The organism is Hymenobacter sp. YIM 151500-1, from assembly GCF_025979885.1.
Classification (GTDB): Bacteria; Bacteroidota; Bacteroidia; order Cytophagales; family Hymenobacteraceae; genus Hymenobacter.
This window is the reverse complement of record NZ_CP110139.1, coordinates 69,345-94,443: the sequence shown is the minus strand read 5'-3', so window position 1 is coordinate 94,443 and position 25,099 is coordinate 69,345. Positions and strand designations below refer to the sequence as shown.

At 59.5% G+C, this 25,099-nt stretch carries 17 protein-coding genes; 10 read left to right on the top strand and 7 right to left on the bottom strand.

What is annotated here, in order from left to right; translation table 11 throughout:
* Positions 1-47: 47 nt before the first annotated feature.
* Both OIS53_RS00340 and OIS53_RS00335 read right to left on the bottom strand, forming a co-directional pair.
* Positions 48-3,083: a TAT-variant-translocated molybdopterin oxidoreductase gene (locus OIS53_RS00340; protein WP_264680398.1), complete on the bottom strand. Its 3,036-nt coding sequence runs from the start codon at positions 3,081-3,083 to the stop codon at positions 48-50.
* A gap of 160 nt (positions 3,084-3,243) precedes the next feature.
* A complete protein-coding gene (locus tag OIS53_RS00335) occupies positions 3,244-4,599 on the bottom strand; it encodes a cytochrome c3 family protein (RefSeq protein WP_264680397.1) in 1,356 nt (451 codons plus the stop codon).
* A 398-nt stretch (positions 4,600-4,997) separates the two neighbouring features.
* Here OIS53_RS00335 and rpsF point away from each other — a divergent pair, with 398 nt between their 5' ends.
* From rpsF to priA, 5 genes are all read left to right on the top strand, one after another.
* Positions 4,998-5,375, top strand: a complete 378-nt coding sequence (gene rpsF / locus OIS53_RS00330; protein WP_264680396.1) for a 30S ribosomal protein S6 — start codon at positions 4,998-5,000, stop codon at positions 5,373-5,375.
* Positions 5,376-5,379: 4 nt separating this feature from the next.
* Positions 5,380-5,631, top strand: coding sequence for a 30S ribosomal protein S18 (gene rpsR, locus OIS53_RS00325; RefSeq protein WP_086593116.1), 252 nt, complete (start codon positions 5,380-5,382; stop codon positions 5,629-5,631).
* A gap of 112 nt (positions 5,632-5,743) precedes the next feature.
* Positions 5,744-6,187, top strand: coding sequence for a 50S ribosomal protein L9 (rplI, locus tag OIS53_RS00320; protein ID WP_264680395.1), 444 nt, complete (start codon positions 5,744-5,746; stop codon positions 6,185-6,187).
* A gap of 260 nt (positions 6,188-6,447) precedes the next feature.
* Positions 6,448-8,724: a GSCFA domain-containing protein gene (locus tag OIS53_RS00315; RefSeq protein WP_264680394.1), complete on the top strand. Its 2,277-nt coding sequence runs from the start codon at positions 6,448-6,450 to the stop codon at positions 8,722-8,724.
* 328 nt (positions 8,725-9,052) lie between these two features.
* Positions 9,053-11,599 carry a replication restart helicase PriA gene (gene priA / locus OIS53_RS00310; RefSeq protein WP_264680393.1) on the top strand — a complete coding sequence of 849 codons (2,547 nt, stop codon included), beginning with the start codon at positions 9,053-9,055 and terminating at the stop codon, positions 11,597-11,599.
* A gap of 120 nt (positions 11,600-11,719) precedes the next feature.
* Here priA and OIS53_RS00305 read toward each other — a convergent pair whose 3' ends face one another.
* Positions 11,720-12,307, bottom strand: coding sequence for a hypothetical protein (locus tag OIS53_RS00305; protein ID WP_264680392.1), 588 nt, complete (start codon positions 12,305-12,307; stop codon positions 11,720-11,722).
* A 231-nt stretch (positions 12,308-12,538) separates the two neighbouring features.
* Between OIS53_RS00305 and OIS53_RS00300 the strand changes: the two genes are divergently transcribed.
* The 3 genes from OIS53_RS00300 to OIS53_RS00290 all read left to right on the top strand — a co-directional run bounded on the left by OIS53_RS00300 (position 12,539) and on the right by OIS53_RS00290 (position 15,572).
* Positions 12,539-13,318 carry a class I SAM-dependent methyltransferase gene (locus OIS53_RS00300; protein WP_264680391.1) on the top strand — a complete coding sequence of 260 codons (780 nt, stop codon included), beginning with the start codon at positions 12,539-12,541 and terminating at the stop codon, positions 13,316-13,318.
* A gap of 321 nt (positions 13,319-13,639) precedes the next feature.
* Positions 13,640-14,896: an S-adenosylmethionine:tRNA ribosyltransferase-isomerase gene (locus OIS53_RS00295; protein ID WP_264680390.1), complete on the top strand. Its 1,257-nt coding sequence runs from the start codon at positions 13,640-13,642 to the stop codon at positions 14,894-14,896.
* A 265-nt stretch (positions 14,897-15,161) separates the two neighbouring features.
* Positions 15,162-15,572, top strand: a complete 411-nt coding sequence (locus tag OIS53_RS00290) for a hypothetical protein (RefSeq protein WP_264680389.1) — start codon at positions 15,162-15,164, stop codon at positions 15,570-15,572.
* Between the two features lie 84 nt (positions 15,573-15,656).
* On the opposite strand, the gene OIS53_RS00285 is transcribed toward OIS53_RS00290, so the two are convergent.
* Entirely contained in the window at positions 15,657-18,272 is a 2,616-nt protein-coding gene (locus tag OIS53_RS00285; RefSeq protein ID WP_264680388.1) for a M14 family metallopeptidase, read from the bottom strand.
* A gap of 381 nt (positions 18,273-18,653) precedes the next feature.
* Here OIS53_RS00285 and OIS53_RS00280 point away from each other — a divergent pair, with 381 nt between their 5' ends.
* Positions 18,654-20,609 carry a CocE/NonD family hydrolase gene (locus OIS53_RS00280; RefSeq protein ID WP_264680387.1) on the top strand — a complete coding sequence of 652 codons (1,956 nt, stop codon included), beginning with the start codon at positions 18,654-18,656 and terminating at the stop codon, positions 20,607-20,609.
* A gap of 216 nt (positions 20,610-20,825) precedes the next feature.
* Here OIS53_RS00280 and OIS53_RS00275 read toward each other — a convergent pair whose 3' ends face one another.
* On the bottom strand, positions 20,826-21,086 hold the full coding sequence (locus OIS53_RS00275; protein WP_264680386.1) for a hypothetical protein: 261 nt from the start codon (positions 21,084-21,086) through the stop codon (positions 20,826-20,828).
* 167 nt (positions 21,087-21,253) lie between these two features.
* On the opposite strand from OIS53_RS00275, the gene OIS53_RS00270 reads away from it, so the two are divergent.
* Positions 21,254-21,727: a hypothetical protein gene (locus OIS53_RS00270; protein ID WP_264680385.1), complete on the top strand. Its 474-nt coding sequence runs from the start codon at positions 21,254-21,256 to the stop codon at positions 21,725-21,727.
* Between the two features lie 94 nt (positions 21,728-21,821).
* Here the strand turns inward: OIS53_RS00270 and OIS53_RS00265 are convergent, their stop codons facing one another.
* Both OIS53_RS00265 and OIS53_RS00260 read right to left on the bottom strand, forming a co-directional pair.
* Entirely contained in the window at positions 21,822-23,342 is a 1,521-nt protein-coding gene (locus OIS53_RS00265; protein WP_264680384.1) for a hypothetical protein, read from the bottom strand.
* A 309-nt stretch (positions 23,343-23,651) separates the two neighbouring features.
* Positions 23,652-25,085, bottom strand: a complete 1,434-nt coding sequence (locus OIS53_RS00260) for a RagB/SusD family nutrient uptake outer membrane protein (protein ID WP_264680383.1) — start codon at positions 25,083-25,085, stop codon at positions 23,652-23,654.
* Positions 25,086-25,099: the final 14 nt, after the last annotated feature.

Sequence of the window (25,099 nt, the reverse complement as noted above, 5' to 3'; positions counted from 1 at the left end):
CGAACTGAAAACCAAGTCCCTAAGTCCCCAACAATCTAGTCCCGAGGTTAGGCGTTGAATTCCGACGTTTCCGTGTTGCGAATCTTCGTCAGGTACGTGACATTGGGTTGCACGTTCAGGGCATCGAGGGCATGGAAAGCCCGCTCACCGTCTTCACGGCGCAAGAGCTGCGAGATGCGCGAAGCCGGGTCACGCATGTCGCCGAACACAATGGCTTGCGTGGGGCAGGACTGCGCGCAGGCCGTTACCACCTCCCCATCTTTCGGGCGGCGCTTCTGCTTTTTGGCTTCCAGTTTACCGAGCTGAATCCGCTGCACGCAGAACGAGCATTTTTCCATTACACCGCGGGCACGCACCGTAACGTCCGGGTTCAGCACCATGCGGCCCAGGTCGGTGAACATGTGGCTGTTTACGGCTTCAAACTTTTCGTTAGAGTAGTACGAGAACCAGTTGAAACGGCGCACTTTATAGGGGCAGTTGTTGGCGCAGTAGCGGGTACCCACGCAGCGGTTGTAAGTCATCTGGTTGAGACCTTCCGAGCTGTGCGTAGTAGCCAGTACGGGGCACACCGTTTCGCAGGGGGCGTGGTTGCAGTGCTGGCAGAGCATAGGCTGGAAGATAACCTGCGGATTTTCCGAAGGGTCTTCCATGGCGGCGTAGGTAGCTAGCTTGCCTTCCTGCTCGAACTCTTCCTTGTGGTGGTCGGAGCTGTAGTACCGGTCGATGCGCATCCAGTGCATTTCGCGACGGTTAAGCACTTCCTGCTTGCCTACTACGGCCACATTGTTTTCTACCTGGCACCCGATGACGCACGAGCCGCAGCCAATGCACGAGTTCAGGTCGATGGCCATGCCCCAGTGGTGGTTCTTGTACTCGTAGTCCTGCCACAACGACACCTTGTTAGGTTTCTCCAGGCCCTCTGGCGTTGAGATACGCTCGTATTCGGTGACTTCCTTGGGGTTCTTGATGTACTGCGCTAGGGTAGCTTCCTGCACCACCGGCTTGCGGTCCATCATGGTGTGGTGGGTCTGCGTCTGGGCAATGGGCGACTTAGCGTCGGTCTTGCTCAGCTGCACGGCAGTGTGGTAGCTAATGGCGTCGTTGCGCGTGGGTGCCAGCGGCAGCACGTTGGCCCCTACCTGGTCACCAACCCGGCCGGCTTTGGTGCGGCCATAGCCCAGGGCAATGCTGATGCTGCCGGCCGCTTGGCCCGGCTGAATCAGCACGGGTAGCTCAACCGACTTGCCATTAGCCGTTACCTTCACCACGTCGCCCTGCTCCCACTGCTGCTCCACGGCCATGGCGCGGGGCACCGCTACGTAGTTGCCCCACGTAGCTTTCGAAACCGGGTCGGGCAGCTCTTGCAGCCAGGGGTTATTAGCTTCTACGTTGCCGTTGCCAATACCCACCTTTTCGTAGATGCACAACTCAACGCCGGCAGCCTTGGGAGCCGACTTAATGGCGGCAATAGCTCCGTTAACATCCAGCGCCGGGGCAACCGGTACGGCAGTAGCCGGTGTGGCGGTGCCGCGGGCCACGCCGTCGTGCACAGCTTTGTCCCAGGCCTTCTGGAAGTTGCCGCCCAGCACCCCGCGCCACTGGTTGCGGAGGTAGTGGTAGTAGCTGGTGGGGTTGCCAGCCCAGGTTAGCAGCGAATCCTGGGCCTGCCGGGTAGCAAACAGCGGCGTAATCACCGGCTGCGCCAGGCTCAGGTAGCCGCGCTTCGGCTCGTAGTCGTTCCACGACTCCATCCAGTTGTGGTCGGGAGCGGCGTAGGTGCACAGAGAACCGGTTTCGTCGAGCCGGTCGTTGAGAGAAATAGTAGTCTTCACCTTCTTCAGTCCTGCCACCACCTGCTCACCCAATGGGTGGTCGAAGACGGGGTTGGCGTGGTAGAAGATGACGGCACCTACTTGGCCACTGTTCATCTCACGCACCAGACGAGCCATGCGGGCATCGTCGCCCTGACGAACCAGGGAGGGTGCCGCAGTGTCGATGGCTACAGAACCAAGGGCGCGGTTGATGGCTGCTACCAGCGTTTGAACAGCCGGGTCGTTGGAGCCGGCTACCACCAAGGCGCGGCCACCGGCGGCTTTCAGCTCCCGCGCGGCTTTCTTCAGTTGGGCATTGTTGTAAGTGGAGGCGCTGCCGCCGCCAGCCACTTCGTTGTAGAGGGCCAGCACCGCCTCACCAACTTCTGAGGGCTTCAGTGGCACCCGTACGTCGGCATTAGCCCCAGTCAACGTCATAGCCGACTCAAACTGGAAGTGCCGCGACATCGTTTTCTTCTCCGTCGATACTTTCCGGTTGGCGACGTACTGCTGAGCGTATTCTACCGGCGAAATCCAGGTGCCCAGGAAATCGGCGCCGAAGCTGACAATGACGTTGGCTTTGCTGAAGTCAAACGAAGGCAGAACGCCGCCATTGGCGCGCAGCAGGCCCGATACCGAATTGGCGTCGTACATCACGTGCTCGGTATTGGGGAAGCGGGCCGCAAACTCGGCAATTACCTTCTTGGTCGACGGGCTGATAATAGTCGGCGACACAATGGCAATCTTACCGGTTGTGCTAGCCAGGGCGGTGCGCACACGCTGGTCCACCAGGTCTTTGTCAGCCGGCTTGCCATCAATGGCAAAGTTCTTTAACCGGCCGCCATCATAGAGGCTCAGCACCGAAGCCTGGGCACGGGCCGATAAGCCACCGCGGGTAATCGGCGACTCCGGGTTGCCTTCCAGCTTGATCGGGCGGCCTTCGCGGGTCTTGATCAGGACGCTGTTGTAATCCTGGCCGTTGAAGTAAGTGGAAGCGTAGAAGTTGGGAATGCCCGGATCAACCTCCTCGGGCTTATTCAGGTACGGAATGGCCTTCCGTACGGGGGCTTCGCAGCTGGCCAGGGTGGCGGCGGCAATGCCGAAGCCCATGAGCTTGAGAAAGTCGCGGCGCGGAGCCACAGTAGCATCCGACGTGCCATGCGTATCCTTCACCGGCAGGAAGTCTGCAAACTCCGTGAGGGCGTTCTTGATAAACTCCGGCGAGTTCTCCAGTTCCTCTATTCCCTTCCAGTACTTAGGCGACTCTTGCATTTGTGTGGGGTCTTGGGGTCTTGGGGACGAAGGGTCTTGGTTTCCTGACCCGAAGTAGTCCGCAAGTGCAATGCTTTGTTTTGGAGGCTGTTGGCTTAAGTGGTCTGGGTGAGCTTGGGCATCTTAATCAAGAACCCAAGCTCCCAAACCTTAGAACCGATTAATAGTGGCACTTCGAGCACTCCGTACCACCGTTCGACGACACCGTGAACGGCACGGCGCTGTTGGCTTTATCGTGCAGCTTCACGAGGTTGTCGTAGTAGCCGTTGCCCTTGGTGTTCAGCGGGGTTTCGCGGTGGCAGTTGATGCACCAGCCCATAGTCAGGGCCGAGTACTGGTACACCACTTCCATGTTCTGGATGGGGCCGTGGCAGGTCTGGCACTCAATACCGCCTACCTGCGTGTGTTGGGCGTGGTTGAAGTAAGCTAGGTCAGGCAGGTTGTGCACGCGCACCCACTGAATGGGCTGCTTCCGCTCGATGGCGCGGTAGATTTTGCGAATCTCCGGCGACTCGGTTTTGATCTGCGAGTGGCAGTTCATACAGATGTTGGCCGAAGGAATGTTGGCCGACTTGCTCTTATATACCGAAGTGTGGCAGTAGGCGCAGTTAATCTGGTGCTCCCCGGCGTGCAGCTTATGCGAGAAAGCAATGGGCTGGGTAGGCTGGTAACCCTGCTGCAAGCCCACGGCCATTACGCCCTGAATGGTTTCGTAAAGCACAGCCAGCACGAACACCGTCCCGACAATGCCGCGCACCACCGGCGACTTGTAAATCTTAGTGAAGTCGAAGCGCTGCTCAATCAGCTCCCGGTCGCGGCCGTCGAGGTCTTTGCGGCCGCGCAGCACGTCTTTCATGATGTTGGCAATGATAACCAGCGTTACCACCAGTACAATCAGTACCACCACCAGCACGATGAGCAGCACGTTCATGTACTTGCCGGCACCAGCTTCTGCCCCAGCAGCGCCGTTGCCGGGCGTTTCTGCTCCATCGGCGGGCGTGATGTTCGTTTTGGCATCCATTGCGCCCGCACCAGCCGACTTGCCTTCTTCCGCCGTAATGTAGGCCAGAATCGACTTGATTTCGTCGTCGCTCAGCTGGAAGCTGGGCATTTGCTGCTTCTGATACTCGTTGAAGATTTTCACGGCGTATTCGTCGCCGCTGGCCACCATTTTGCTGGAGTTGCGAATCCAGGGAATCAGCCAGGAAACCGGGCGGCGCTTGGTGATACCTCCCAGGGCCGGACCAACCACTACGCCCTCAATAGCGTGACACTGGGCGCAGTTGCCTTTAAACAGAGCATCGCCGGCCGCAATAGCGGCGGCGTCGCCTCCGCCGGCAGCCGGAGCCGTGGCAGTTGCGGTAGTAGCGGCGGCCGTAGCGCCGGGAGTTACTCCTTCTTTGCTCACGGCCGGAGCATCGCCCGTGTTCTGGCCCACCGACGTACCCAGGGTAGCAATGGTCAGGAACAGAGCCAGAAAGAGATGAGGTAAGGAACGAAGTCGGATGCTATTCATAGCACAAGTTGACTGGAAAAAAGAAACGCGGGGGTGCTTCAAGGCCACAAATGTAGGTTGGGAAACCCAGAGAACAAACCGGCTTTCGCTAATTTTCGCCCTGGCTGCTTGCTTAGAAACATTCTAAAAGCACTAGCAATCCATCCCCGATTCTGTTCTCTTGTTCTCCTTACTATAAGGAGTAGCCCCATCGCCATTCTACCACCATCGAGGCCACTGGCCCGGTGCTAGTATGCAACTGGTCAACTGCTAATCCGGGGCTAAAGTTTGGCTATGATCCTCAAATTGTTAGCAAAGATTTATCCTGAATAAAGTATAGTTCACAGCTACACTTTACCAGGAATCGTCTTATCTTTGCCCCTCATTTCAGTTTTTCACCATTTTTTCACCCCGTCGTAATGGAAGTAAGAAATTACGAGACGGTCTTCATTCTGACTCCCGTGCTGAACGAGAGCCAGGTGCAAGAGACGGTCGAGAAGTTCACCCAGGTGCTTAAGGAAAATAGCGCCGACATTATCAACACCGAGGCCTGGGGCCTCAAGAAGCTGGCGTATCCCATTCAGAAGAAGTCGACCGGCTATTACTTTCTGGTGGAGTTCACTGGCTCAGGCAACATCGTGGACACGCTGGAGCTGGCCTTCCGCCGCGACGAGCGGATTATCCGCTTCCTGACCACGGTACTGGACAAGCACGCTGTAGCGTACAACCAGCGCCGCCGCAATGGCGAGATGAACCAGCAAAAAGCCAAACAACAATCGGAAGCCGTAGCCCAATAAGTAGATGAGCCTCGCCAACGAAAAAATCCACAAGCAGGATACGCGCAAGAAGTACTGCCGCTTCAAGAAGAACGGCATCAAGTACGTGGACTACAAAGACCCGAACTTCCTGTTGAAGTTCGTAAACGAGCAGGGCCGCGTGCTGCCGCGTCGCATTACCGGCACCAGCCTGAAGTTCCAGCGTAAAGTAGCGCAGGCTGTGGCCAAAGCCCGCCACCTGGCCCTGATGCCCTACGTAACCGACTCGCTGAAATAAGCATAGACATGAGATGGTGAGAGGCGAGAAGTGAGACGATGTTCTAGTGGCGCTGGCGTCAGAACATCGTCTCACCTCTCACTTCTCTTAGTCTCACTTCTACATTAAAGACATGGAAGTAATCCTGAAAGACGACGTAAAGGGCCTGGGCTACAAGAACGATATCGTGACGGTGAAGCCCGGCTACGGCCGCAACTACCTGCTGCCGCAGGGGCTGGCCATCCTAGCCGACAAAAGCAACAAGAAAATCGTAGCTGAAAACATCCGTCAGGCGGCCCACAAAGCCGAGAAGGTTAAGGCTGATGCGCAAGCTGTGGCCGACAAAATCGGGGACGTGGTGCTGGAAATTCCGGCTAAGGTGGGCGAAAGCGGCCGTATCTTCGGCCGGGTGACCACCTTGCAGCTGGCCGATACGCTGAAGGCCAAGGGCATCGACGTGGAGCGCAGACGCCTGTCGTTCGACTCGGAGCCGAGTGCCGTGGGCGAGTACACCGCCACTGTGGATCTGCACCGTGAGGTGAAGCACAAGGTTCGCTTCAACGTGGTAGCCGAATAAGCTGCGGCTTGCTGCGTTTACAAGCGCCCGGTTGCTTTGGCAGCCGGGCGCTTTTTTTACCTTATAAGAAGGTACTGCTTATACGATAGGCAACAGCTTCCGAGCATAACGTATACTTGCCGGCACGTTCTATAGCTTGACATTTGTACCCCTTTCGCGTTCGGGGGCACCTTGTTGGCAAAATCCAGTGATTTTGGCCGAACGGGGGATGTTGAGTAGGTTGCCTGTCCGTTGGCCCGTTGCGGGCCGTATTAGATGAAATGTTTCGTACTGAACTTCCGCTTACGCCCCATCCCCACCAGCTGCCGCCTACGGCTCGGGTGCTGACGATAGGCTCTTGCTTTTCGGACTCTATTGGCTTGCGCCTCGCTGAGTTTAAGGTGGCAACGCTAGCCAACCCTTTTGGTACCGTGTTCAACCCGATTTCGGCCTGCAAGCTGCTGCGGGCGGCGGCCGGTGAGGATATGGACTGGCAGCAGCACCTGGTGGAAGCCAGGGGCCGCTGGCAGAGCTACGACCTACACGCCGAAATCGGGGCCGACTCGCCGGTGGAGCTGCTCCAGCGCATCCAGAGCCTGACGCGGGAAACAGGCGTGTTTCTGGCCACGGCCGACGTGGTGGTGCTGACCTTGGGCACGGCCTACGCCTACCGCCTGCGCGAAACCCAGGAAATCATCAGTAACTGCCACAAGGTACCGGCCGAGAAGTTTGATAAGGAGCTGCTGACGGCCGATGAAATTATTGCCGCCGTAGCCGAAACCCACGCCTATCTGCGCCGCATCAACCCGCGCCTGCGCTTCGTGCTGACGGTAAGCCCCGTGCGCCACCTCAAGGAGACGCTGGTGCTGAACTCAGCCAGCAAATCCATGCTGCGGGTAGCGTGCCACTACCTGAGTGAGTTGCTGCCCGACGTGTCGTACTTCCCGGCCTACGAGCTGCTCCTGGACGACCTGCGCGACTACCGCTTCTACGCCGCCGACATGCTGCACCCCTCGGCAGTAGCCGAGGACTATATCTGGGAACGGTTTACGCGCACGTATTTTGACGCAGCGTTTGGGCGGTTCAAGAAGGAGTGGGAAAGTATCCGGCAGGCCCTGCACCACCGGCCGCTGCACCCGGCGGCCCCGGAGCACCGGCAGTTTCTGGAAAGCACCCTGGAGCGGCTGCGCAAGATCAGTGCCCAAGCCGATGTGCGCATGGAGCTGCTGCACGTGGAGCGGGAGCTGGCCGCCTTGCCCCTGCCTCCTCCCCCACCAGCTCCCGAGCCGGAAGAGGAGGAAGATGAGGAGGAGCGGATTGACATCGGAACGCTGGAGGAAGAAGCTACTGCTTCTGCCCCCGCCGCTACCTTGGTGGGCGCCGGCGCCGGGGTACTACTCGAACCAGAAAGCGAAGCCGAATCCAACGGCGAGGCCGCCAACTCGCCGGAACTGGCGTACGAGCAGGCATACACAGCGGCTCTGCTGGAAGACGAAACCGACGACACCGAGGAGTCTTCCGAGTCGGATGCGGAAACCGGGGAGCCGGTCCGGAAGAAGAAGCGCCGGTCGCGGGGCGGCGCCAAGCGCACTAAGCGCAAGCAGGCACGCCTTGCCGCCGAAGCTGCTGCGGCCGCAACCCAGCCTGATGCTGCGCCTGAATCGGAGGCGGCGCTAGTTGCGCAAACTGAAGATGTTACCCTTGCGGAGCCAGCCGTTGAGCCAACTGCCCCGGAGGCTGATGTTATCTACATCACCGAGGAAGAGTTACGCCGCACCAACCGCCCGGAGGAACCAGTTCCTGCTCTGCCAGCTGAGCCAGCAGTCTCGCAGGCTCCCGCAGAAGCGGAAGCGGAATCAGCGGAAGGCCGCTCCCGCCGCAACCGTAACAACCGCCGCGGGGGCCGTAACGAGAAACCGGCGGGCCGCAACAGGCAGCCGCTGTACGCTATATCGGCCGAAGCCTCGACTCAGGAGGCCGAGCCCATTAGTCCAGCAGCCCCAGCTGTGCTTAACGCTGACGCAACACCAGAACCAGTGGTGGCTGCTGTGCCTTCAGCGCCAGAACCCGCCCCTGAGCCTGCGCCCGAAATAGCTTCGCCCGCAGCAGCACCCGAACCAGAGGCCGGACATGCGCCGCCTCCGCCAAAGCGCCGGAATGCATCGGCCAAGCCCCGCGCCCCGCGCCGGGCTCCTGCCGAGCCGGCCGCCCCAACGGCACCGGCAGCCGCTGAAACGCCGGCTCTGCCCACACCCGCAGCTGCTGCCCCGCCGGCAGAAGCTACTCCGGCGCCAGCTCCGCGAAACCGGCGGCGGCCGGCACCTCAGCCAGATACTCCGGTGGAGCCACCGGCCCCAGCAGCGCCTAACGAAGCTGCCCCAGCCCCGCCAGCAACTCCGGCCCGTAGACGCCCGGCACGCCGTCCGGGCGCACCGGCGGTGGCAGCCCCTTCGCCGCCCGAAGCACCAGCGCTCAGTCCGGCCCCTCCCGAACCAGTTCCGCGTAGGCCCCACGCCCCGCGCCGTAAGCCAGCCCCCGACGCGCCGGAATCTGCTTGACCTGCGCACTGGCACGCGGCTCACTCTAAAGCTACTGGCGGCTACCAGTTTATTGGCTTGGCAAGCAAATGCTGTCCAGGTACCTTTTACCAGCTGTAGCTTTCCTCCCCAAAAACCGGCCTTGGCAGGCCGGTTTTTGTTTGTCTGCTGCTGATTGTTGAATTTCTTAGCATCGTTTCCGCGGTGGGGGCGGGTAGCTTATCTTTACTACTTGTTCTGCTGCGGCGCGTGGCTCCCAACGCCCGCGCTACCTTGTCTGCCGGTGGCCCACTGAGGCCGGTTGGTGCAGGCAAAGCGCCCCTATTGCTCACCTCTTGCCCTGCGGTCCTTGAGCCTCACGTTTGACTTTGTACAGCCCCAGCCCGAACCGGCCGCTGACCGCGTTACGCTGTTTGCCGACGTGATTCTGCCGCTGCCGCTGCCCCGGCTCTACACTTACCGCGTGCCGTTCGAGCTGAACGACCAGGTGGTAATCGGGGGCCGGGTGATTGTGCAGTTCGGGGCCAAGAAAACGCTGAGCTGCATTGTGGCGGCCGTGCACGAAACCCCGCCCGCGCACTACCAGGCCAAGTACATCCTGGAGTTTATCGACGACGCGCCGGTGGTGACCCAGCCCCAGCTCAAGCTGTTCCGCTGGATGGCTGATTACTACCTCTGCACCCTGGGCGAGGTTATCAACGCGGCCCTGCCGTCGGCCCTCAAGCTTAGCTCGGAAAGCCGCGTGCAGCTCCACCCCGCCTTCGACCCCGGCACCAACCCGTACCCGCTGGGTGAGCAGGAACAGAAGATTGTGGACACCCTGACCACCGGCGAGGAAGGCAAGTCCCTGACCTTTACCGAGGTAGGTGAGCTGCTCGGCATTGCGTCCTTCCATAAGTACATCAAGTCGTTGATGCAGAAGGACGTGGTGTTCTTGTTTGAGCATTTGCAGGACAAGTACTCGCCCAAGGTGGTGAAGAAAGTGCGCCTGGCCCACCATTTTGTGGCCGAAGCAGCGTTGGAGCAGCTGTTTGCCCAGCTGGCCGCCAAGCCCAAGCAGCTCGACGTGCTGATGCGCTACTTGCAGCGGGTGCCGGTGTACCAGAACGAGCACGCCAACCACAAGGGCATGGAAAAGGCCGCCCTCACCAGCGCCCCCCACCTCTCGCCTTCCGCCGTCAACACCCTCATCAAAAATGGCATCCTGGAGCAGTTCGACCAGATTGTGTCGCGCTTCCCGCTGGACGAGGACGACGCCACGGCCAAGCTGCACTTCACCCTGAGCGAAGCCCAGCAGGAGGCCCGCCAGGACATCATGCGCCAGTTCCAGACCCAGGACATCGTGCTGCTGCACGGCGTAACGGGAGCGGGCAAGACGGAAATCTACATCGACCTGATTCGGGAGGCCCTGGATGGGGGCGGACAGGTACTGTACCTGCTGCCCGAAATTGCCCTCACGGCCCAGATTGTAACCCGACTGATGCGGGTGTTTGGCTCCCGCCTGGGCGTGTACCACTCCAAGTTCTCCGACAACGAGCGGGTGGAGGTGTGGAACGGGGTGCTGTCGGGGCGGTTTCAGGTGGTGATTGGGGTGCGCTCGGCGGTATTTCTGCCTTTCGACAGCCTGGCGCTAGTGATTGTGGACGAGGAGCACGAGTCGAGCTACAAGCAGTACGACCCGGCCCCGCGCTACAACGCCCGCGAGGTGGCCCTGATGATGGCCAACTTTCAGGGCGCCAAAACCCTGTTGGGCTCGGCCACGCCCGCCGTTGAGACCTACTATCAGACCCGCACCGGCCGCTATGGGCTCGTAACGCTGACCAAGCGGTTTGGGGAGGCCGGCCTGCCGGAAATTGAGCTGGTGGACACCCGCAAGAGCCGGGAGCAGAAAACCATGCACAACCACTTCACGCCCGAGCTGATGCAGGCCATGGAAGGCAAGCTAGCGGCTCAGGAGCAGGTAATTCTGTTCCAGAACCGCCGCGGCTATGCCCCCTTCATCAACTGCCTCGACTGCGGCTGGATACCCAAGTGCCAGAGCTGCGCCGTGAGCCTGAGCTACCACAAGCACGCCCACGAGTTGCGCTGCCACTACTGCGGCTACCACGAGCGGATGCCGGTGCAGTGCCCGGCTTGCGGCTCCCGCAACCTCAAAACCGTGGGCTTCGGCACCGAGAAGTTGGAGGACGACCTGAAGGTGATGCTGCCCCAGGCCAACGTGCAGCGCATGGACCTGGACACTACCCGCGCCAAAAACGCCTATCAGCAGATTATTGCCGACTTCGAGAAGCAGAGCACCAACATCCTGGTGGGCACGCAAATGGTGACCAAAGGCCTGGACTTCGCCAACGTGAGCCTAGTGGGCATCATCAACGCCGATTCCATTATTCACTATCCTGACTTCCGGGCCCACGAGCGGGCCTTTCAGATGTTTGTGCAGGTGAGCGGGCGGGCCGGCCGCAAGGGTAAGAAAGGCCGCGTCATCATCCAGACCGGCGACCCGGCCCAGGTCATTTTTGATAAGGTGATTCGCAACGACTACCTGGATTTCTACGAGTACGAAATCAGCCAGCGGCGTGAGCATGGTTACCCGCCGTTTATGCGCATCATCCGGCTCACGGTGAAGCACATGGACCAGCTGGTGGGCGAGCGGGCGGCCATCCTGCTCACGCAGGAACTGGTAAACCGCCTGGGCCGGGAGGCCGTGCTGGGCCCCGAGGCGCCCTACATTTTCCGCATCCGCAACTTCTACTTGCAGGAAATCACCATCAAGCTCAGCCGCGAACATACCGTGCTGCGCTCCGCTAAAGCCGATATTCTGGAGGCCATGAACCTGGTGCGCGACCAGAAGGAGCTCAAGCAAGTGCGCATCGCTGCTGACGTGGACCCGATGTAGGCGGACAGCTGGCATCGTCAGTCGTCGCCATAGCAACTGTAGAGACGCAACCCCTTCTATGCAAACCGCCCCGACTACGGCCGTAGTCGGGGCGGTTGCTGTTATGCAGTAGGCAAAGGCTTACACCTCATCGAGCAAGCCCAGCACGATAAACACAATGCCGATGATGGCAATGACGGTACCCAGGATTGGGATGATGAGGCCCACCAGAATACCGATGAGCAGCAGGATAATGCCCAGCTTGATGTTGCGGCTAATGGCGTTGGCGTCTTCCTTGGAAGCAGTTTCCGACTTCTTGTTCAGCTGCGCTTTAGCGGCCAGCTTATCAGCTTTCTTGGCCAGCTTGTTCACTAGTGCCTTCTGCGCCAGGTTTAGCTTGGGAGCGGCGGCGGTTTTGGCTGGCGTGGCAGCTTTGGCAGGCGCAGCAACAGCGGTGGCAGGTGCTGAGGCCACCTGAGCCGGCTTAGCAGCCACGCTGGGAGTGGCAACGGGTGCGGTTTGCCCAGGCGCCGCAATAGCCGGAGCAGTGGTTTCGTTTGCCTCAACAGCGGCGGAAGCTGGCTTCACTACCACTGCGCGCTGGGTGCCATGGTACGCCGACGACGTTTTGGGCAGCATGGCGTACTCGGCGCGGTTGCAGCTAGTCAGGGCCACGGCCACGGCGGCCACCGTCGTCAGCTTGTGCAGGAGTCCGGATAGGTGCTTCATGAGAAAGGAAGTTTGGTGAAAAGAGAATTTTGTGTGTTTGTACGGGCCAAAGTAGAAAGTGTATTCATAAAAAGCAGAACCCGCCGCGTATTTTTCCCAGATTATATTATACTCTATTATACTCATCAGTTCTGCGGCAGAGCTTAGCCAACGGCTACCTACGCTCTATCTGCCGAACGCTTCTGTAGATTGTCGCGTTAGGATACGTTACCTTATCTTGCTTGCAGAGCCATGTCTTTTCCCTCTCCTTCGCACCTGTGTGGCCTGATTATGAGCGTGCTAGCCGCGCCTGTGGCCTGCACCCAGCCGCCCATGGAAAGCGCCGCCGTAATGGCCCAGTCGGTGCAATCTGTCGTGGCTCCTGATACCAGCGGCTACGAGCGGCGGGCCCCCGAAGACCTGAACGGCATCAGCAAGTATTACCTGGGCCGCCAGATTGCTCACGTGATGGGCCACGAGGGAGCAGGCTGGCTGGAGCGCCCCGACCGGGAGAAGGAAGAAGCCACCGACCTTTTGCTGCGGGAGCTGAAACTAAAGCCCACCGACGTAGTGGCCGACTTAGGCGCTGGCACTGGGTACTTCACTTTCCGCATCAGCCCGCTAGTGCCGCGCGGTAAGGTGCTGGCCGTGGATATTCAGCCGGAAATGCTGGCCGCCCTGCGCACCAACAAGGCCCGCTACAACGCTGCCAACGTAGAGCCCGTGCTGGGCACCACCCAAAACCCCAACCTGCCCGCCGGCGCTGTTGATGTGGTGCTCATCGTGGATGCCTACCATGAGTTCGACCACCCGCGCGAGATGATGCGCGCCATTCGCAACTCTCTTTCGCCTACCGGCCGTGTGGCGCTGGTAGAATACCGGGCCGAGGCCCCGAACGTGCCCATCAAGCGCATTCACAAAATGAGCATTGCCCAGGCCAAACGGGAGCTGGCCGCCGTAGGTTTGGAGCTGGTAAATACTGTGGAATCGTTGCCGCAGCAGCACCTCATGTTTTTCCGAAGGGCAAGGTAAGCGGCCGTGGTGAGCAGAGGCCTACGAAACGGCAGCCCCGAGGGGACGGTATATCGGTAGAGAACAGCGCATACTTTGTGTGTAAGGCCTCAGTGAGGCGACACTGACCATCCGTCAACAGTATTCCGACAGCGCGAGGCTGCGCCCTGTGCTGGTTATTCGGGAGGTCCCGGCCTGCCTCATCAGAACGAGACGCTGGAACGGTACCACACGCCTCGTCCTAACGGCTCGGACGGTAGCAGGCTAGAGGCCCGCCAATGTGGGCACGGGTCAGTAAATGAGGTATCGGAGCCAATAAAGGGCGGCGTACCTTTGCAGCCTATGACTGTCTCAGCTCCTGATCCTCGTCAGCTTTCCATTCACGACTTTACCTACCAGCTTCCCGCGGAGCGCATTGCGGCGGAGCCTTTGCCCCAGCGCGACCAGTCCAAGCTGCTGGTGTACCAGGGCGGCGCTATCACCGACCGACATTTTTACGAATTGCCCCAGTTGCTGCCCGCTGCCTCCATGCTGGTATTCAACGACACCAAAGTAGTGCGCGCCCGGCTGTTTGCGCACAAGCCTACGGGGGGCATAGTGGAGCTGTTTTGTCTGGAGCCGGTGGCGCCGCACCGGGCCATTGAGCCCGCCATGCAGCAAACCGGCAGCTGCGTGTGGAAATGCCTGGTGGGCAATGGCAAGCGGTGGAAGTCGGGGCCAGTGACGCTGGCGTTTGCCGCCGATGGTCAGCCGGCCGTGCTGACGGCCGAGCGGATGGAGCAGGGCGAAGGCTACGCCCTGATTCGGTTCAGCTGGACGCCGGCCCACCTGCCCTTTGCCGAGGTGCTGCGGGCCGCCGGCCATTTGCCCCTGCCGCCCTACCTCAACCGCACCGACACCGACGTGGATGCCGTGCGTTACCAAACCGTGTACGCGGCCCAGGAAGGCGCCGTAGCTGCCCCCACCGCCGGCCTGCACTTTTCCGACGAGGTGCTGGTCCAACTGGCCCAGCATGGTACGGCCTCGGCCCGCGTCACGCTGCACGTGGGGGCCGGCACGTTTCAACCCGTGAAAGCCGAGCGCATGGCTGGCCACCCCATGCACGGGGAGCCTATCAGCGTGACGCAGACTACGTTACGGCAGCTGCTGGCCCACTTGCCGCGCCCCGTTATTCCGGTGGGCACCACCAGCCTGCGCACCCTGGAAAGCTTATATTGGCTGGGGGCGCGCCTGGCCCGGCAGCCGGCTACCGGAGGTGCTGACACCCTGCACGTAGGGCAGTGGGAGCCATACAAGCCGGAGGCTGAAGTGCCCGTAGAAGCAGCACTAAGGACTTTGCTGTCCCATCTGGAAGCCAATGGCAGCCAGGAGCTACACGCCACCACCCAGCTGCTGATTGCGCCCGGTTACCGTTTCCGCCTCACCCAGGGCCTCATCACCAATTTCCACCAGCCTGAAAGCACCCTGCTCCTGCTGATAGCCGCCCTGCTCGGCAACAACTGGCGCCGCGTGTACGACCACGCCCTGGCCCACAACTACCGCTTCCTGAGCTACGGCGACTCGTCTTTGCTGCTGCCACAGGAGGCCAGTTTAGTGTAGAGGCGCATCCATGCGTCTCTTCGTTCGGGCGAGTAGAAGCGGTGCCAGTAGCTGTAGAGCCGCGACCCTTGGCTGCACCGATGGGCGGTTCGGGACTCTATATCGGCCAAGCGCGTTGTTCTTGAAACTGCTGCGTGACATCGTTTAACGATGAGCCACAGGATGTTGCGTCTGTACAGTGGCGGGCACTCTGCCGAGGAGTATATCCTTATTTATCAATGTGCGTACATGGTGCAGTTTCTAATTTCACTTGCATCTAATTGTCATGAAAAAGATAAGCATGTTGCTGGCCTTTGTGGCCTTCTCTGGCGTTTCGGCTTTCGCACAAGGCACCACTACCACGGGCTCTACGGGTGCCACCGGCGCTTCCACCCAGGGTACCATGACCCAGGGCACCTCCACGCAAAGCACCCAAGGCACGCAGGGTACCATGACTCAGGGCACTACTTCGGGTAGCATGTCGGGCTCCGGCACCATGAGCCAGAGCACCTCAACCACTACCACGACAGCCACGACCACCACGGATACCGACGAGAAAACCCGCGCCGGCAAGGTAATTGACCGGACGGGCCGTACCGCGAAGAAAGCAGGCCAGAAAACCGGCCGTGTTGCCAAGAAAGGCTACAAGGCCACCAAAAAAGGGGTGAAGAAAGGCGTCGATAAAGTCACGGACTAGTTTCTCTCTTCTTTACCGCGCGAAAAGCCCTGCCAGGTAGCTGGCAGGGCTTTTTGTTGCCAGGACGCAACCGCCGCTGTGGTCCTACTGCCCCACGAAGAACACGGCGTTGCCGAACAGCAGCTTGCCGCCTTGCCAGAACGCCCGGAACAGGGGGTTGTCGGCGAGGTACACCACTTGGCCGCGGCCCATGTCCTGGGTGCCCAGCACGAAGGTATCGGTGAGGGTGCGCTGGGCTTTGCGGCCCGCGAAGCCGGCGGCGTAGCTGTTGCGCTTGAGCACGCCCACGTTCCAGCCGCCTTCGGGCAGGAAGCGGTAGTTGAGCGTGTCGCGCACCAGGGCGTAGTAGGTGCTGCCGTAGCCGAAAGCCAGCGGGTGGGTGTTGTCGAGCTGCACGCGGTAGACGCTGCCCTGCACCCGCTCCCCGATTTGCTCCCGCTCGGCATCGGCAAAGCGGCGCAGGGCGGCATAGGGGTTCTTTTTGCGGGCGGCGCTGTCGGCAGCGGGCTTGGTTTTCAGCAGGAAGTCTTTCTTATTACTCAGATAGGCGGCGGCGCCTTCCAGGGCAATAAGTCGGCCGCCACCCCGCACCCAGGTTTTTAGGGCTTCCAGGCTGCGCTCCGAGTAAAGGTCGGAATAGTCGCCATCGGGCAGGATGAGCACGTCGAACTTGTTGAGGGGCACATTGCGCAGATACTCGGCCCCCAGCACCGTGACCGGGTAGCCAATCTGCTGCTCAAAAAAGTGCCATACCTCCCCAAATGCGGTGGGCGAGATGCCCGGCCCGGCTACCACCGCCACGTTGGGCCGGTTCACGAAGCGCACGTAGCCCGAGCCCAAGTCGGCGCCAGTAGTCGAGAACCCCGACTTCACGGCTTGTAGGGCCACGCCCGCCGAGTCGGCCTGCTGGCGCACAAGCTGGTCGAAGCGGGTGCCCAGGCTCTCGTTGCCGGTGCGGGTAACGACAAGCGTGCCGGGCTGGTACTGCTGCCCCTCGGCCTCGAAGCCGCGCTGGGCCACGCGCACCTTTACTTTTTGCTGAAGCAGGCGGCTCAGAAAGCGCAGGTCTTGCAGGCTGTTCCAGCGGGCCACGTAGGCGTAAGGCCGCTCGGTAGCTGCCGGAGCTGCGGCGGTGGCCGCCGGCCGGGTGGCGCTGCCTTCCAGCCGGTCCCGCAGGGCGTAGGCCTTCAGCCCAAACGCGTAGGGCACGGCCCAGGCCGTGATGTCGTAAGTAAGGGAATCTTCCAAGGAAGGCCGGGGCTCAAACAACACTTTGGTCAGCGTCGATTTGGGCTGGTACATGCTCACCACTAGGTCGCGGGGCTCGATTTTCACGCTTTCCTCCCGGCCGGTAGTGTAGTTGAAGCCACGCGCATTGGTACGCCGGGGCGCGTAGCCGTACCGGATGCCCTGGCGGTCCAGGAACTGGGTGAGGGCGCGCAATTGGCCGGGGTCGTTGCCGCTGGCCACCACAAAGGTTTTGTAGGGTCCGCGGGGCTTGGTGCGGGCCTGGCTGAAGTAGCTCTGGTATTCCTTCAGCAGCTGGTCGTGGCGCTCGGCCGTGGCCTGAATGGTAGCCAGGCTGGCCGCGTGGTGGTGGCTGATGCGCTGGGCCAGCGTGAGCGTGTCGCCATCCGACTTCACGGCCCGCACGCCGGCCCGGCCCGAGCCGCCCTGCTCGTAGGTCATGCCAATGGCCCCATTGAACGACGGGTAGGTGTCGCCGTAGCTGGGGTAGAACAGGTCGTAGGTTTCGCGGGTGAAGTAGAGCCAGTTGTTCTGGTCGAAGACGCGGCGGTTGTAGTCACCAATAACGTTTTGCATGGTGCGCTGCCAGGGCGTAATGTCCTCGTGGTAGGGCTTGGCGGCGGGCGAGAAGTAGTACGGGTCGTCGAGGCCCATTTCGTGGAAGTCGGCGTGCACCTGCGGGAGCCACTGGTTGTACACGGCCAGGCGAAACTGGCTTTCCTGCTGGGTTTGCCAGGCCCAGTCGCGGTTCAGGTCGAAGAAGTAATGGTTGAACCGCCCACCGGGCCAGGGCTCGTGGTGCTCCCAGGCGTAGAGCGAGGCGTTGGGCTGGCGGTTGCTCACGCGGTTGTACCACTGCGCATACCGCTCCCGGCCGTCGGGGTTCACGCAGGGGTCCACCAGCACAACGGTATTCTGCAGCCACTGCTGGGTCTGCTGGTTTTGGGGGTTGGCTAGGTCGTAGAGCACCTGCATCACTGCCTCCGACGATACAGCCTCGTTGCCGTGGATGTTGTAGCTCAGCCACACCACGCCCGGCGCTCCGGCCGTGGCGGCCGGGCCGGTTTCCAGCCCCGCCAGACGCAGGTTGTTGCGGCGGATGTCGTCCAGCCGGCTCAGGTTGGCCGCCGACGCCACCTGCACCAGCGCCAGGGGCCGGTGCTCATAGGTCTGGCCGTAGCGTTGCAGCTTCATCCGGTCGGGGCTATGCTGCACCACGTGGTCGACGTAGCGGAGCAAATCGGCGTGAGTAGTAAAGCGGGAGCCCAGCTCGTAGCCCAGAAACTGAGCCGGCGTGAGCAGGGGCCCGCCGGCGGCGGCTGGCTGCGCGAAAAGGCGTGGTGCCCACAGCAGCAACAGCAGCAGCCCGGCAACGCGGAAACGGAAATTGAACACGGAAAGAAAAGTTGCGCCGGCGCAGGCCGGCGAGTGGCGGTAGAGTTTGTTTGTCAAAGAAAATAGAAAGCGCGGGGAATTACAGCGGAAAAGATAGGCTGGCAGCCGGTTGAAGCTGCGGAAGTGTGCTGTACTGGCGCGAGGTTAGCGCAGCGTACCTCGTGCCCAAGCATGAGGTGGAGGCTGCGCCTCCACTGCCGCGCCAGCGGCAAGGCGGGACTGAGTTGTGCGGGCGAGTATCGTTCTGGTGTGGGGAGGCACAGCCTCCCTTCATATCAGGCACGAGGTACGCTGCGCTAACCTCGCGCCAGTCCAGTGCCAGTACAGTCAGTGCACCTACGGCCGGTGCCAGCAAATTTCTATTCCTATCGGGAATATCATATTATTTCCGCCCTATACTATATCTTCCCGCATTCCGAACTGTACTCTTCCTTTCCTATGCATGTTTTTCCTCTTCGACTAGCCCTGGCGCTGGCGTTGGCTGCCAGCAGTGCGGCAGTAGCTCAGCAACAGCCGGTTACGTATCCCCTACCCTCGGCGGCCGACCAAGCACTTCGGACCCAGCTTCTGGAAGACACGCTCTACATCCGGCAGCACTACACCAAAACAGAGTACCAGATACCCATGCGCGACGGCGTGAAGCTGTACACCGTGGTATATGCCCCCTACGATGCCGACAAAGTGCGCTACCCCATTCTGCTGAACCGCACCCCCTACTCGGTGGGGCCCTATGGGCCGGGTAAGTACAAGTACACCCTGGGCCCCAGCAGCACCATGATGCGCGAAGGCTACATCTTTGCCTACCAGGACGTGCGGGGCCGCTACATGTCGGAGGGTGAGTTTGTGGACGTGCGCCCGGCCTTGGATGAGCGGCAACGCCGCAAAACCGACACCGACGAAGGTACCGACACCTTCGACACGATTGAGTGGCTGCTGAAGAACGGGCCCCGCCACAACGGGCGCGTGGGCCAGTGGGGCATCAGCTACCCCGGCTTCTACACGGCTACGGGCCTGCTCAGCCGCCACCCTGCCCTCAGGGCCGCCTCGCCCCAGGCACCCATTGCCGACTGGTTCTGGGACGATTTTCACCACAACGGCGCGTTTTTCCTGCCCCACGCGTTCAACTTCTACGCCTCCTTCGGCCTGCCCCGGCCCAAGCCCACGCCCACCGGCTACCCCGCCTTCAAGCACGGCACCCCCGACGGCTACGACTTCTTCCTGAAGATGGGGCCGCTCAAAAACGCCGATGCCCGCTACTACCAGGGGCAGGTGGCGTTCTGGAAAGACCTGGTGGCCCACCCCAACTACGACGAGTTCTGGCAAGCCCGCAACCTGCGGCCCCGCCTCAAAAGCCTGCACAAAAACACCGCCGTACTCACCGTGGGCGGCTTCAACGACGCCGAGGACCTGTTTGGGGCCCTGAAAATCTACGAAAGCATCGAGCAGCAGAACCCCGGCCTGCGCAACAGCCTGGTGATGGGGCCCTGGGTGCACGGCGGCTGGGCCCGCGGCACCGGCGAGCTGGTAGGCAACGTGGAGTATGGCACTTCGCCTTCGCTCTACTACCAACAGGAAATCGAGGCGCCCTTCTTCCGGACTCATTTGAAAGAAGGCAAACCCGCCGCCACCCCCGCACCCGAGGCAACCATTTTCGAGAGCGGCACCAACCGCTGGCGCACCTTTACGGCCTGGCCGCCAGCGGAGTCGGTGCCCCGCACGCTGTACTTGCAGCCGGCCGGTGGGCTGAGTTGGGACCAGCCGGCCGCCGCCCCGAGCGGCGAGTTTGACCAGTATCTGAGCGACCCGGCCAAGCCCGTGCCCTACACCGAAGCCACCACCACGGGCATGACCAAGGAATACATGACCGACGACCAGCGCTTCGCCAGCCGCCGCCCCGACGTGCTGGTGTACCAAACCGAGCCGCTGGCCGAAGACCTTACCCTGGCTGGCCCCATCGAGGCCCTGCTCCACGTGGCCACCACCGGCACCGACGCCGACTGGGTGGTGAAAGTCATCGACGTATACCCCGACGACACCCCCGACAATCTGCGCCTGAACCCGAGTGTAAAGCTGGGCGGCTACCAGCAAATGGTGCGCTCCGAAGTGATGCGCGGCCGTTTTCGCAACAGCTTTGAGAAGCCCGAGCCCTTTGTGCCGGGCCAGGTTACAGCCGTGCCCTTTTCGGTGCCCGACCTGTGCCATACCTTCCGCAAAGGCCACCGGCTGATGGTGCAGGTCCAGAGCACTTGGTTCCCGCTCGTCGACCGTAACCCCCAAACCTTCGTGCCCAACATCTTCGAGGCCGACGAAAAAGACTTCCAAGCCGCCACCCACCGCGTCTACCATTCCTCCCAATACCCCTCGCAGCTGAAAGTGCGAATACTGGGGCAGTAAGGCCGTCGAGGCGGCTCACCGGCTCAGTGTTCATTACAACTATTATAGCAGAAAGCGCCGCTACAGCTTTGTAGCAGCGCTTTCTGCTCAGAACAGCAGCAGCTTTTGAGGCGGGAGCCGAAAGAGTGGCGCTGCACGTCTACCGTCCGGCTTCCTCTCTTCACGTAATACACCGCATGGAGCAGGCGCGGGGCCGGGGGCGAGGCCCACGTAGCCTTACAGGCGAGGAACGTTGTTGTAGTCGATTTCCTGGGGTTTCTCTTTCAGCTGGTACAACACGCTTTCCGCTACGCCGCGCCCAAATAAGCTCAAGCCGGCATTGAACACAACCAGTGCCACGGTTCCGGCAGCTACCCACTCACTGGTGGGAGCATCGGTGCGCATTTTTTCGGCGGCCCATTGAATCAGGCACGTGCCAGCGCCTACGGTAACCAGTCCGGCGGGAGCCAGGAGCAGCCATTTCTTTTTGTGCGTCATGGAGAAAACAGGTAAGGTGTGAGAAGAAGCTACGAGAAACAACCGGGAAGCGGACGTTTTGTCAACGACGCGCGTACACACAATCGTACCTTTGCGGCGTGGGGTTGCGTTTTGCGCTTCATTCTTGTGGCTGGCCCGCATCCGGGCCGGCGCTTTGTCTGCCACTCATGCTTGTTTCTCCCTACCAGCGGCTGCTGCAAACCGCCTTCGCGCAGCCCGCCGACGCCAGCCGCTACCTCCACCCTACCACCCTGGCTGCCTACCGGGCCTTCGAGCAGGCTGACCCGGCCGATATTGCCTACCGCTTTGAGCGGGTGCGGCTCGGCGTGGCCCTGGCCTTGATGAAGCTGCTGGCCGACCTCGGCGACCTGGAAGAAGCCCGCCACGTGCTCCAGGTGCTGCACCGGGCCCTGAAAGCGCCATCCGTAGCCGCCATCGACGCCACGATCCAGAAAGACGCTGCCGCCTTCGAGCGCCTTTACGCCGACCTCTACGTAAACGACGAAGGCGAACAGCTTCTGCACCTGTTTGAGCGCACCCTCGACGCCGACTCCCAGCTCCTTATGGACGACGTTATCCGCGAAGCCCTCCGCCTAGCTCCTCAGTTGGACTTCAGCCACTTAAGCGACGAAGACGAGTAGATATTTGGGGCTTCGTTACAACAAGAGGCGCCCACGCATGGGCGCCTCTTGTTATCTTCAGGACCTGCTATCCCTAAGTAGTAGCAGTAGGTTATTATATCCGCCGAACATTCACAGCGAAAGTTTTTACCACCAATGTTTGGGGCGCTCCATTATTGGGCTGGACATAGAAAGATACACGCACCACAGGTGTACCAGAAGGGCCAGTTGGAAGAGCCAGACCAAGATAAGTAAAACCTAATGGGTTACCTGCAGTAGCAGGGATGGTACCTATAGTTTCCGGTACACCAGTATTGCGCCATTCTGAATGAGGATTAAGTACCACAAATTCAACGCGGAGAGTATTAATGGTAGCGCCTGTGGAATTTGAATTAATAACTGCTGGATTAAATTGGAGTGCGTTGCGCACTGCTGCTTCATCCAAAACATAAGTAACATTCACCTCATTATCTCCTCCTTTACCAGGAGCCATTGTAACTCTACGTCGCGCTGTAACGACAGGCACTGTTGACAAATTGAACAATCCCAATGGATAAGATATCAGAGGTGCAATACCAGAACCAGAATTTTGTCCTGGGAAGACGAATGTGTTAGATTTATATTCCTGACTTGTAGTAGCAGTACCTTTAGTTTCAATTTTTGAATTAATAGCCAGATCTATTGTCTGGCTGCCACCTGATGTTTTTCCGAACATACCACTGAGGAAGCTTTTAGTGCTTCCTTTTGATCCATTAGAAAGAGCTAGACCAACACCTTCTTTGAAAAAAGTACCAAACGCTCCTACACCAGATAATACCTCAACGGCTGCAAAGCCAGCATTTAATATCGTACTTGCCCAATTAAATTTAGGTTGCGGCGTAACTGCAGTACCCTTCATAGTACCTATTTCGGTACCATAGGTTTCTATTTGAGTTACACTTAATGAATTCACATACCATTCAAAACCAGGATTAGGGAAAGTAGTCCCTGCAAAAGCAGGATCATAGGCTAACTGATATTGCATAGCATACCACCCACCACCTTGTGATACTCCATCTTTGCTCGTTGCCGTAAATCCCTCTATATTATTGTCAACATTTACGATATCCCGGCCTTCAAAATTAAGCATCTTAGTTGTACCCCCACTAGTGAAAGTGCGCAGACCATGAGAAAGCTGGGTACTGCTACCGAAGTGTCCAGTTGGAACATACATGTAGTAGCGCAGTATGCCTCGGAATCTGTTATACAACGCAAAATATAGCCCGCCAGCAGGCTGTTGTGACGCAGTGGGTATAGTGCCCCTATACCCAGCACTAGGGAAGTTGTCTGGGCTAAAACTATTGTAGACAAGCTCCCACCCATCGATCCTTTTATAATCGTCAAGAATGCCTGGGTCGACTGACGCGCCACCTTGGCTACTCCAAGGCATAAACACATCAACTGGGCTTGCTGCTGACACCGGCATCTTAGTGGCCGTTTCCCAATCGAATGGATAGTTAGCGGCAATGTCCTGCTTGTTCGGCCCTGCCACTGGCACAGCAGCTTGAGGTAAGGGAGTGTGTTCTTTGCTGCAACTTAATAGGCTGCTAGCTGCTAAAAGCGCCGTGGCGGCGTGGAGGGTGAAATGTTTACGCATAAAACTAGATTTAATCAATGAATACTAGGACCATTTAAAGTTAACTAATTATTAGATATAAGGAAGAAATTTTTGAATTATTTTTTATATTAAGGCTGGCGGGTACTGAACCAGAGTAGGATATCAAGCACTCCTTCGCCAGCAAGTAGTCGTCCGGGCGTTCAACCTCATTCTCCGGTTCTTCTCTGAAAAGTCAGGAACCTACTCAATATGCCTTCCGATTATAAGTGCATCAACATTCTAGACAAAGTAAAAGGCCGCTCCGGAATCCGGAGCGGCCTTTTGTTGATAGGTTATATCAATGCAACTTTAATAACCCGTATTCTGCGGCAGCGAGTTGGCGAGGTTAATTTCGCGCTGTGGAATGGGGAGTACCAGACGAGGACTGTCCCAGGTAAACGTGGCGCTAAGATTACGCTGGGTACGGCGGTAATCATGCAGGCGAAAACCCTCAAAGGCCAGTTCCAACTCACGCTCACGCAGCACGTTGTCTAGGGTAACAGTAATCAGCACTGAAGCACCTGCACGCCGACGAATGCGGTTTACATCGTTCAGGGGCGATTCGCCAACGGTTGAGCCTAGGCGCAGGTTGCATTCCGCTCGGGTCAGGTATAACTCGGCCAGACGAATAAGGGGAATGTTCTGACCGGGGTTATTGAACTTATAATTCCGTAGGTTACGGCTAGTGGCCGGGCCTGGGCGGTTGCCGCGCGGGTCACTGGGATAGATCAGCGTCGAGCCGATAACCGTGCCAACTCCCCGTTGGTCGCCCGGCTCATATAAGTTGGCAAACGCTGGCAGAACGCGCACGTCACCGCGGCCAGTGCCTTGCAGGCTAGCGTAAAACGTTGATAATCCGTCATTTACCGCACCGGCATTGTTCTGGTCGTTTTGCTGAATCTCAAATAGCGACTCGCGGGTGTTGCGGTTGGTGAAGGCCGACAATACTGAGGGGTTCAGCACGGCGCCACTGCCTTGAATGGCAGCATTAGCTTGAGCCAGTGCCTCCGCGTAGCGCCCCTGCTGCAGATACACGCGCGAAAGAAAAGCCTGTGCATCATACCGGTCGAGGCGGGTGCTACTGCTAGCGTTGGTAGTGGGCAAGCTCTGAATAGCAGCTTGCAGGTCCGTAATAATCTGGGCGTATACATCCGCTACGGAGGCACGGGACAGACGCTGCGCGGCTTGCTCTTCCGTTTTGTTGGCATTCAGGTTCAGCACCACCCCCGGAGTAGAAGCGGCTGTGCTGGCTACATACTGCGGAGCGTACAGGCGTACCAACTCAAAGTATACCATTGCCCGAATGGTTCGTGCCTCCCCGGTCAGTTGGTTACGCAAGTCCTCACTCTGCACCACCGGCGCTGCATCCAGAATCAGGTTGGTGAGGTTAATGGTCTGGTAGGACTGGTTGAAGGTGCGCTCCGCTTCTGTGTTAACCGTCGGAATGGTGCGGCTGAATACTTCCCGGTAGCTCTGGAAAGTGCCCTGCCATTGCACGTAGTTGTTAGCAGCCAGGAGTTCAGGCAGCAGCAGGAAGTTGGTGCCGTACAACTGGGCCTGGCCCATTTTGGCGTAAGCACCAATTACCGCCGACTCTACTCCCTCAGGAGTATTCAACGCTACCTCAGCATCAACCGACTGCTGGGGCCGGAGATTAATTTGGTCCTCACAACCTGTCCCCAAGCCAAGCGTCAGAATCAGCGCCGTAGCGGTTAGGCCACGGAAAGAAAATATGTGTTTCATGATGAAGATGATTA

Bases quoted from the DNA above. Each gene is read 5' to 3' on its own strand.
- OIS53_RS00340 (WP_264680398.1), bottom strand. From the start codon at position 3,083: ATGCAAGAGTCGCCTAAGTACTGGAAGGGAATAGAGGAACTGGAGAAC.
- OIS53_RS00335 (WP_264680397.1), bottom strand. From the start codon at position 4,599: ATGAATAGCATCCGACTTCGTTCCTTACCTCATCTCTTTCTGGCTCTG.
- rpsF (WP_264680396.1), top strand. From the start codon at position 4,998: ATGGAAGTAAGAAATTACGAGACGGTCTTCATTCTGACTCCCGTGCTG.
- rpsR (WP_086593116.1), top strand. From the start codon at position 5,380: ATGAGCCTCGCCAACGAAAAAATCCACAAGCAGGATACGCGCAAGAAG.
- rplI (WP_264680395.1), top strand. From the start codon at position 5,744: ATGGAAGTAATCCTGAAAGACGACGTAAAGGGCCTGGGCTACAAGAAC.
- OIS53_RS00315 (WP_264680394.1), top strand. From the start codon at position 6,448: ATGTTTCGTACTGAACTTCCGCTTACGCCCCATCCCCACCAGCTGCCG.
- OIS53_RS00305 (WP_264680392.1), bottom strand. From the start codon at position 12,307: ATGAAGCACCTATCCGGACTCCTGCACAAGCTGACGACGGTGGCCGCC.
- OIS53_RS00300 (WP_264680391.1), top strand. From the start codon at position 12,539: ATGTCTTTTCCCTCTCCTTCGCACCTGTGTGGCCTGATTATGAGCGTG.
- OIS53_RS00295 (WP_264680390.1), top strand. From the start codon at position 13,640: ATGACTGTCTCAGCTCCTGATCCTCGTCAGCTTTCCATTCACGACTTT.
- OIS53_RS00290 (WP_264680389.1), top strand. From the start codon at position 15,162: ATGAAAAAGATAAGCATGTTGCTGGCCTTTGTGGCCTTCTCTGGCGTT.
- OIS53_RS00280 (WP_264680387.1), top strand. From the start codon at position 18,654: ATGCATGTTTTTCCTCTTCGACTAGCCCTGGCGCTGGCGTTGGCTGCC.
- OIS53_RS00275 (WP_264680386.1), bottom strand. From the start codon at position 21,086: ATGACGCACAAAAAGAAATGGCTGCTCCTGGCTCCCGCCGGACTGGTT.
- OIS53_RS00270 (WP_264680385.1), top strand. From the start codon at position 21,254: ATGCTTGTTTCTCCCTACCAGCGGCTGCTGCAAACCGCCTTCGCGCAG.
- OIS53_RS00265 (WP_264680384.1), bottom strand. From the start codon at position 23,342: ATGCGTAAACATTTCACCCTCCACGCCGCCACGGCGCTTTTAGCAGCT.
- OIS53_RS00260 (WP_264680383.1), bottom strand. From the start codon at position 25,085: ATGAAACACATATTTTCTTTCCGTGGCCTAACCGCTACGGCGCTGATT.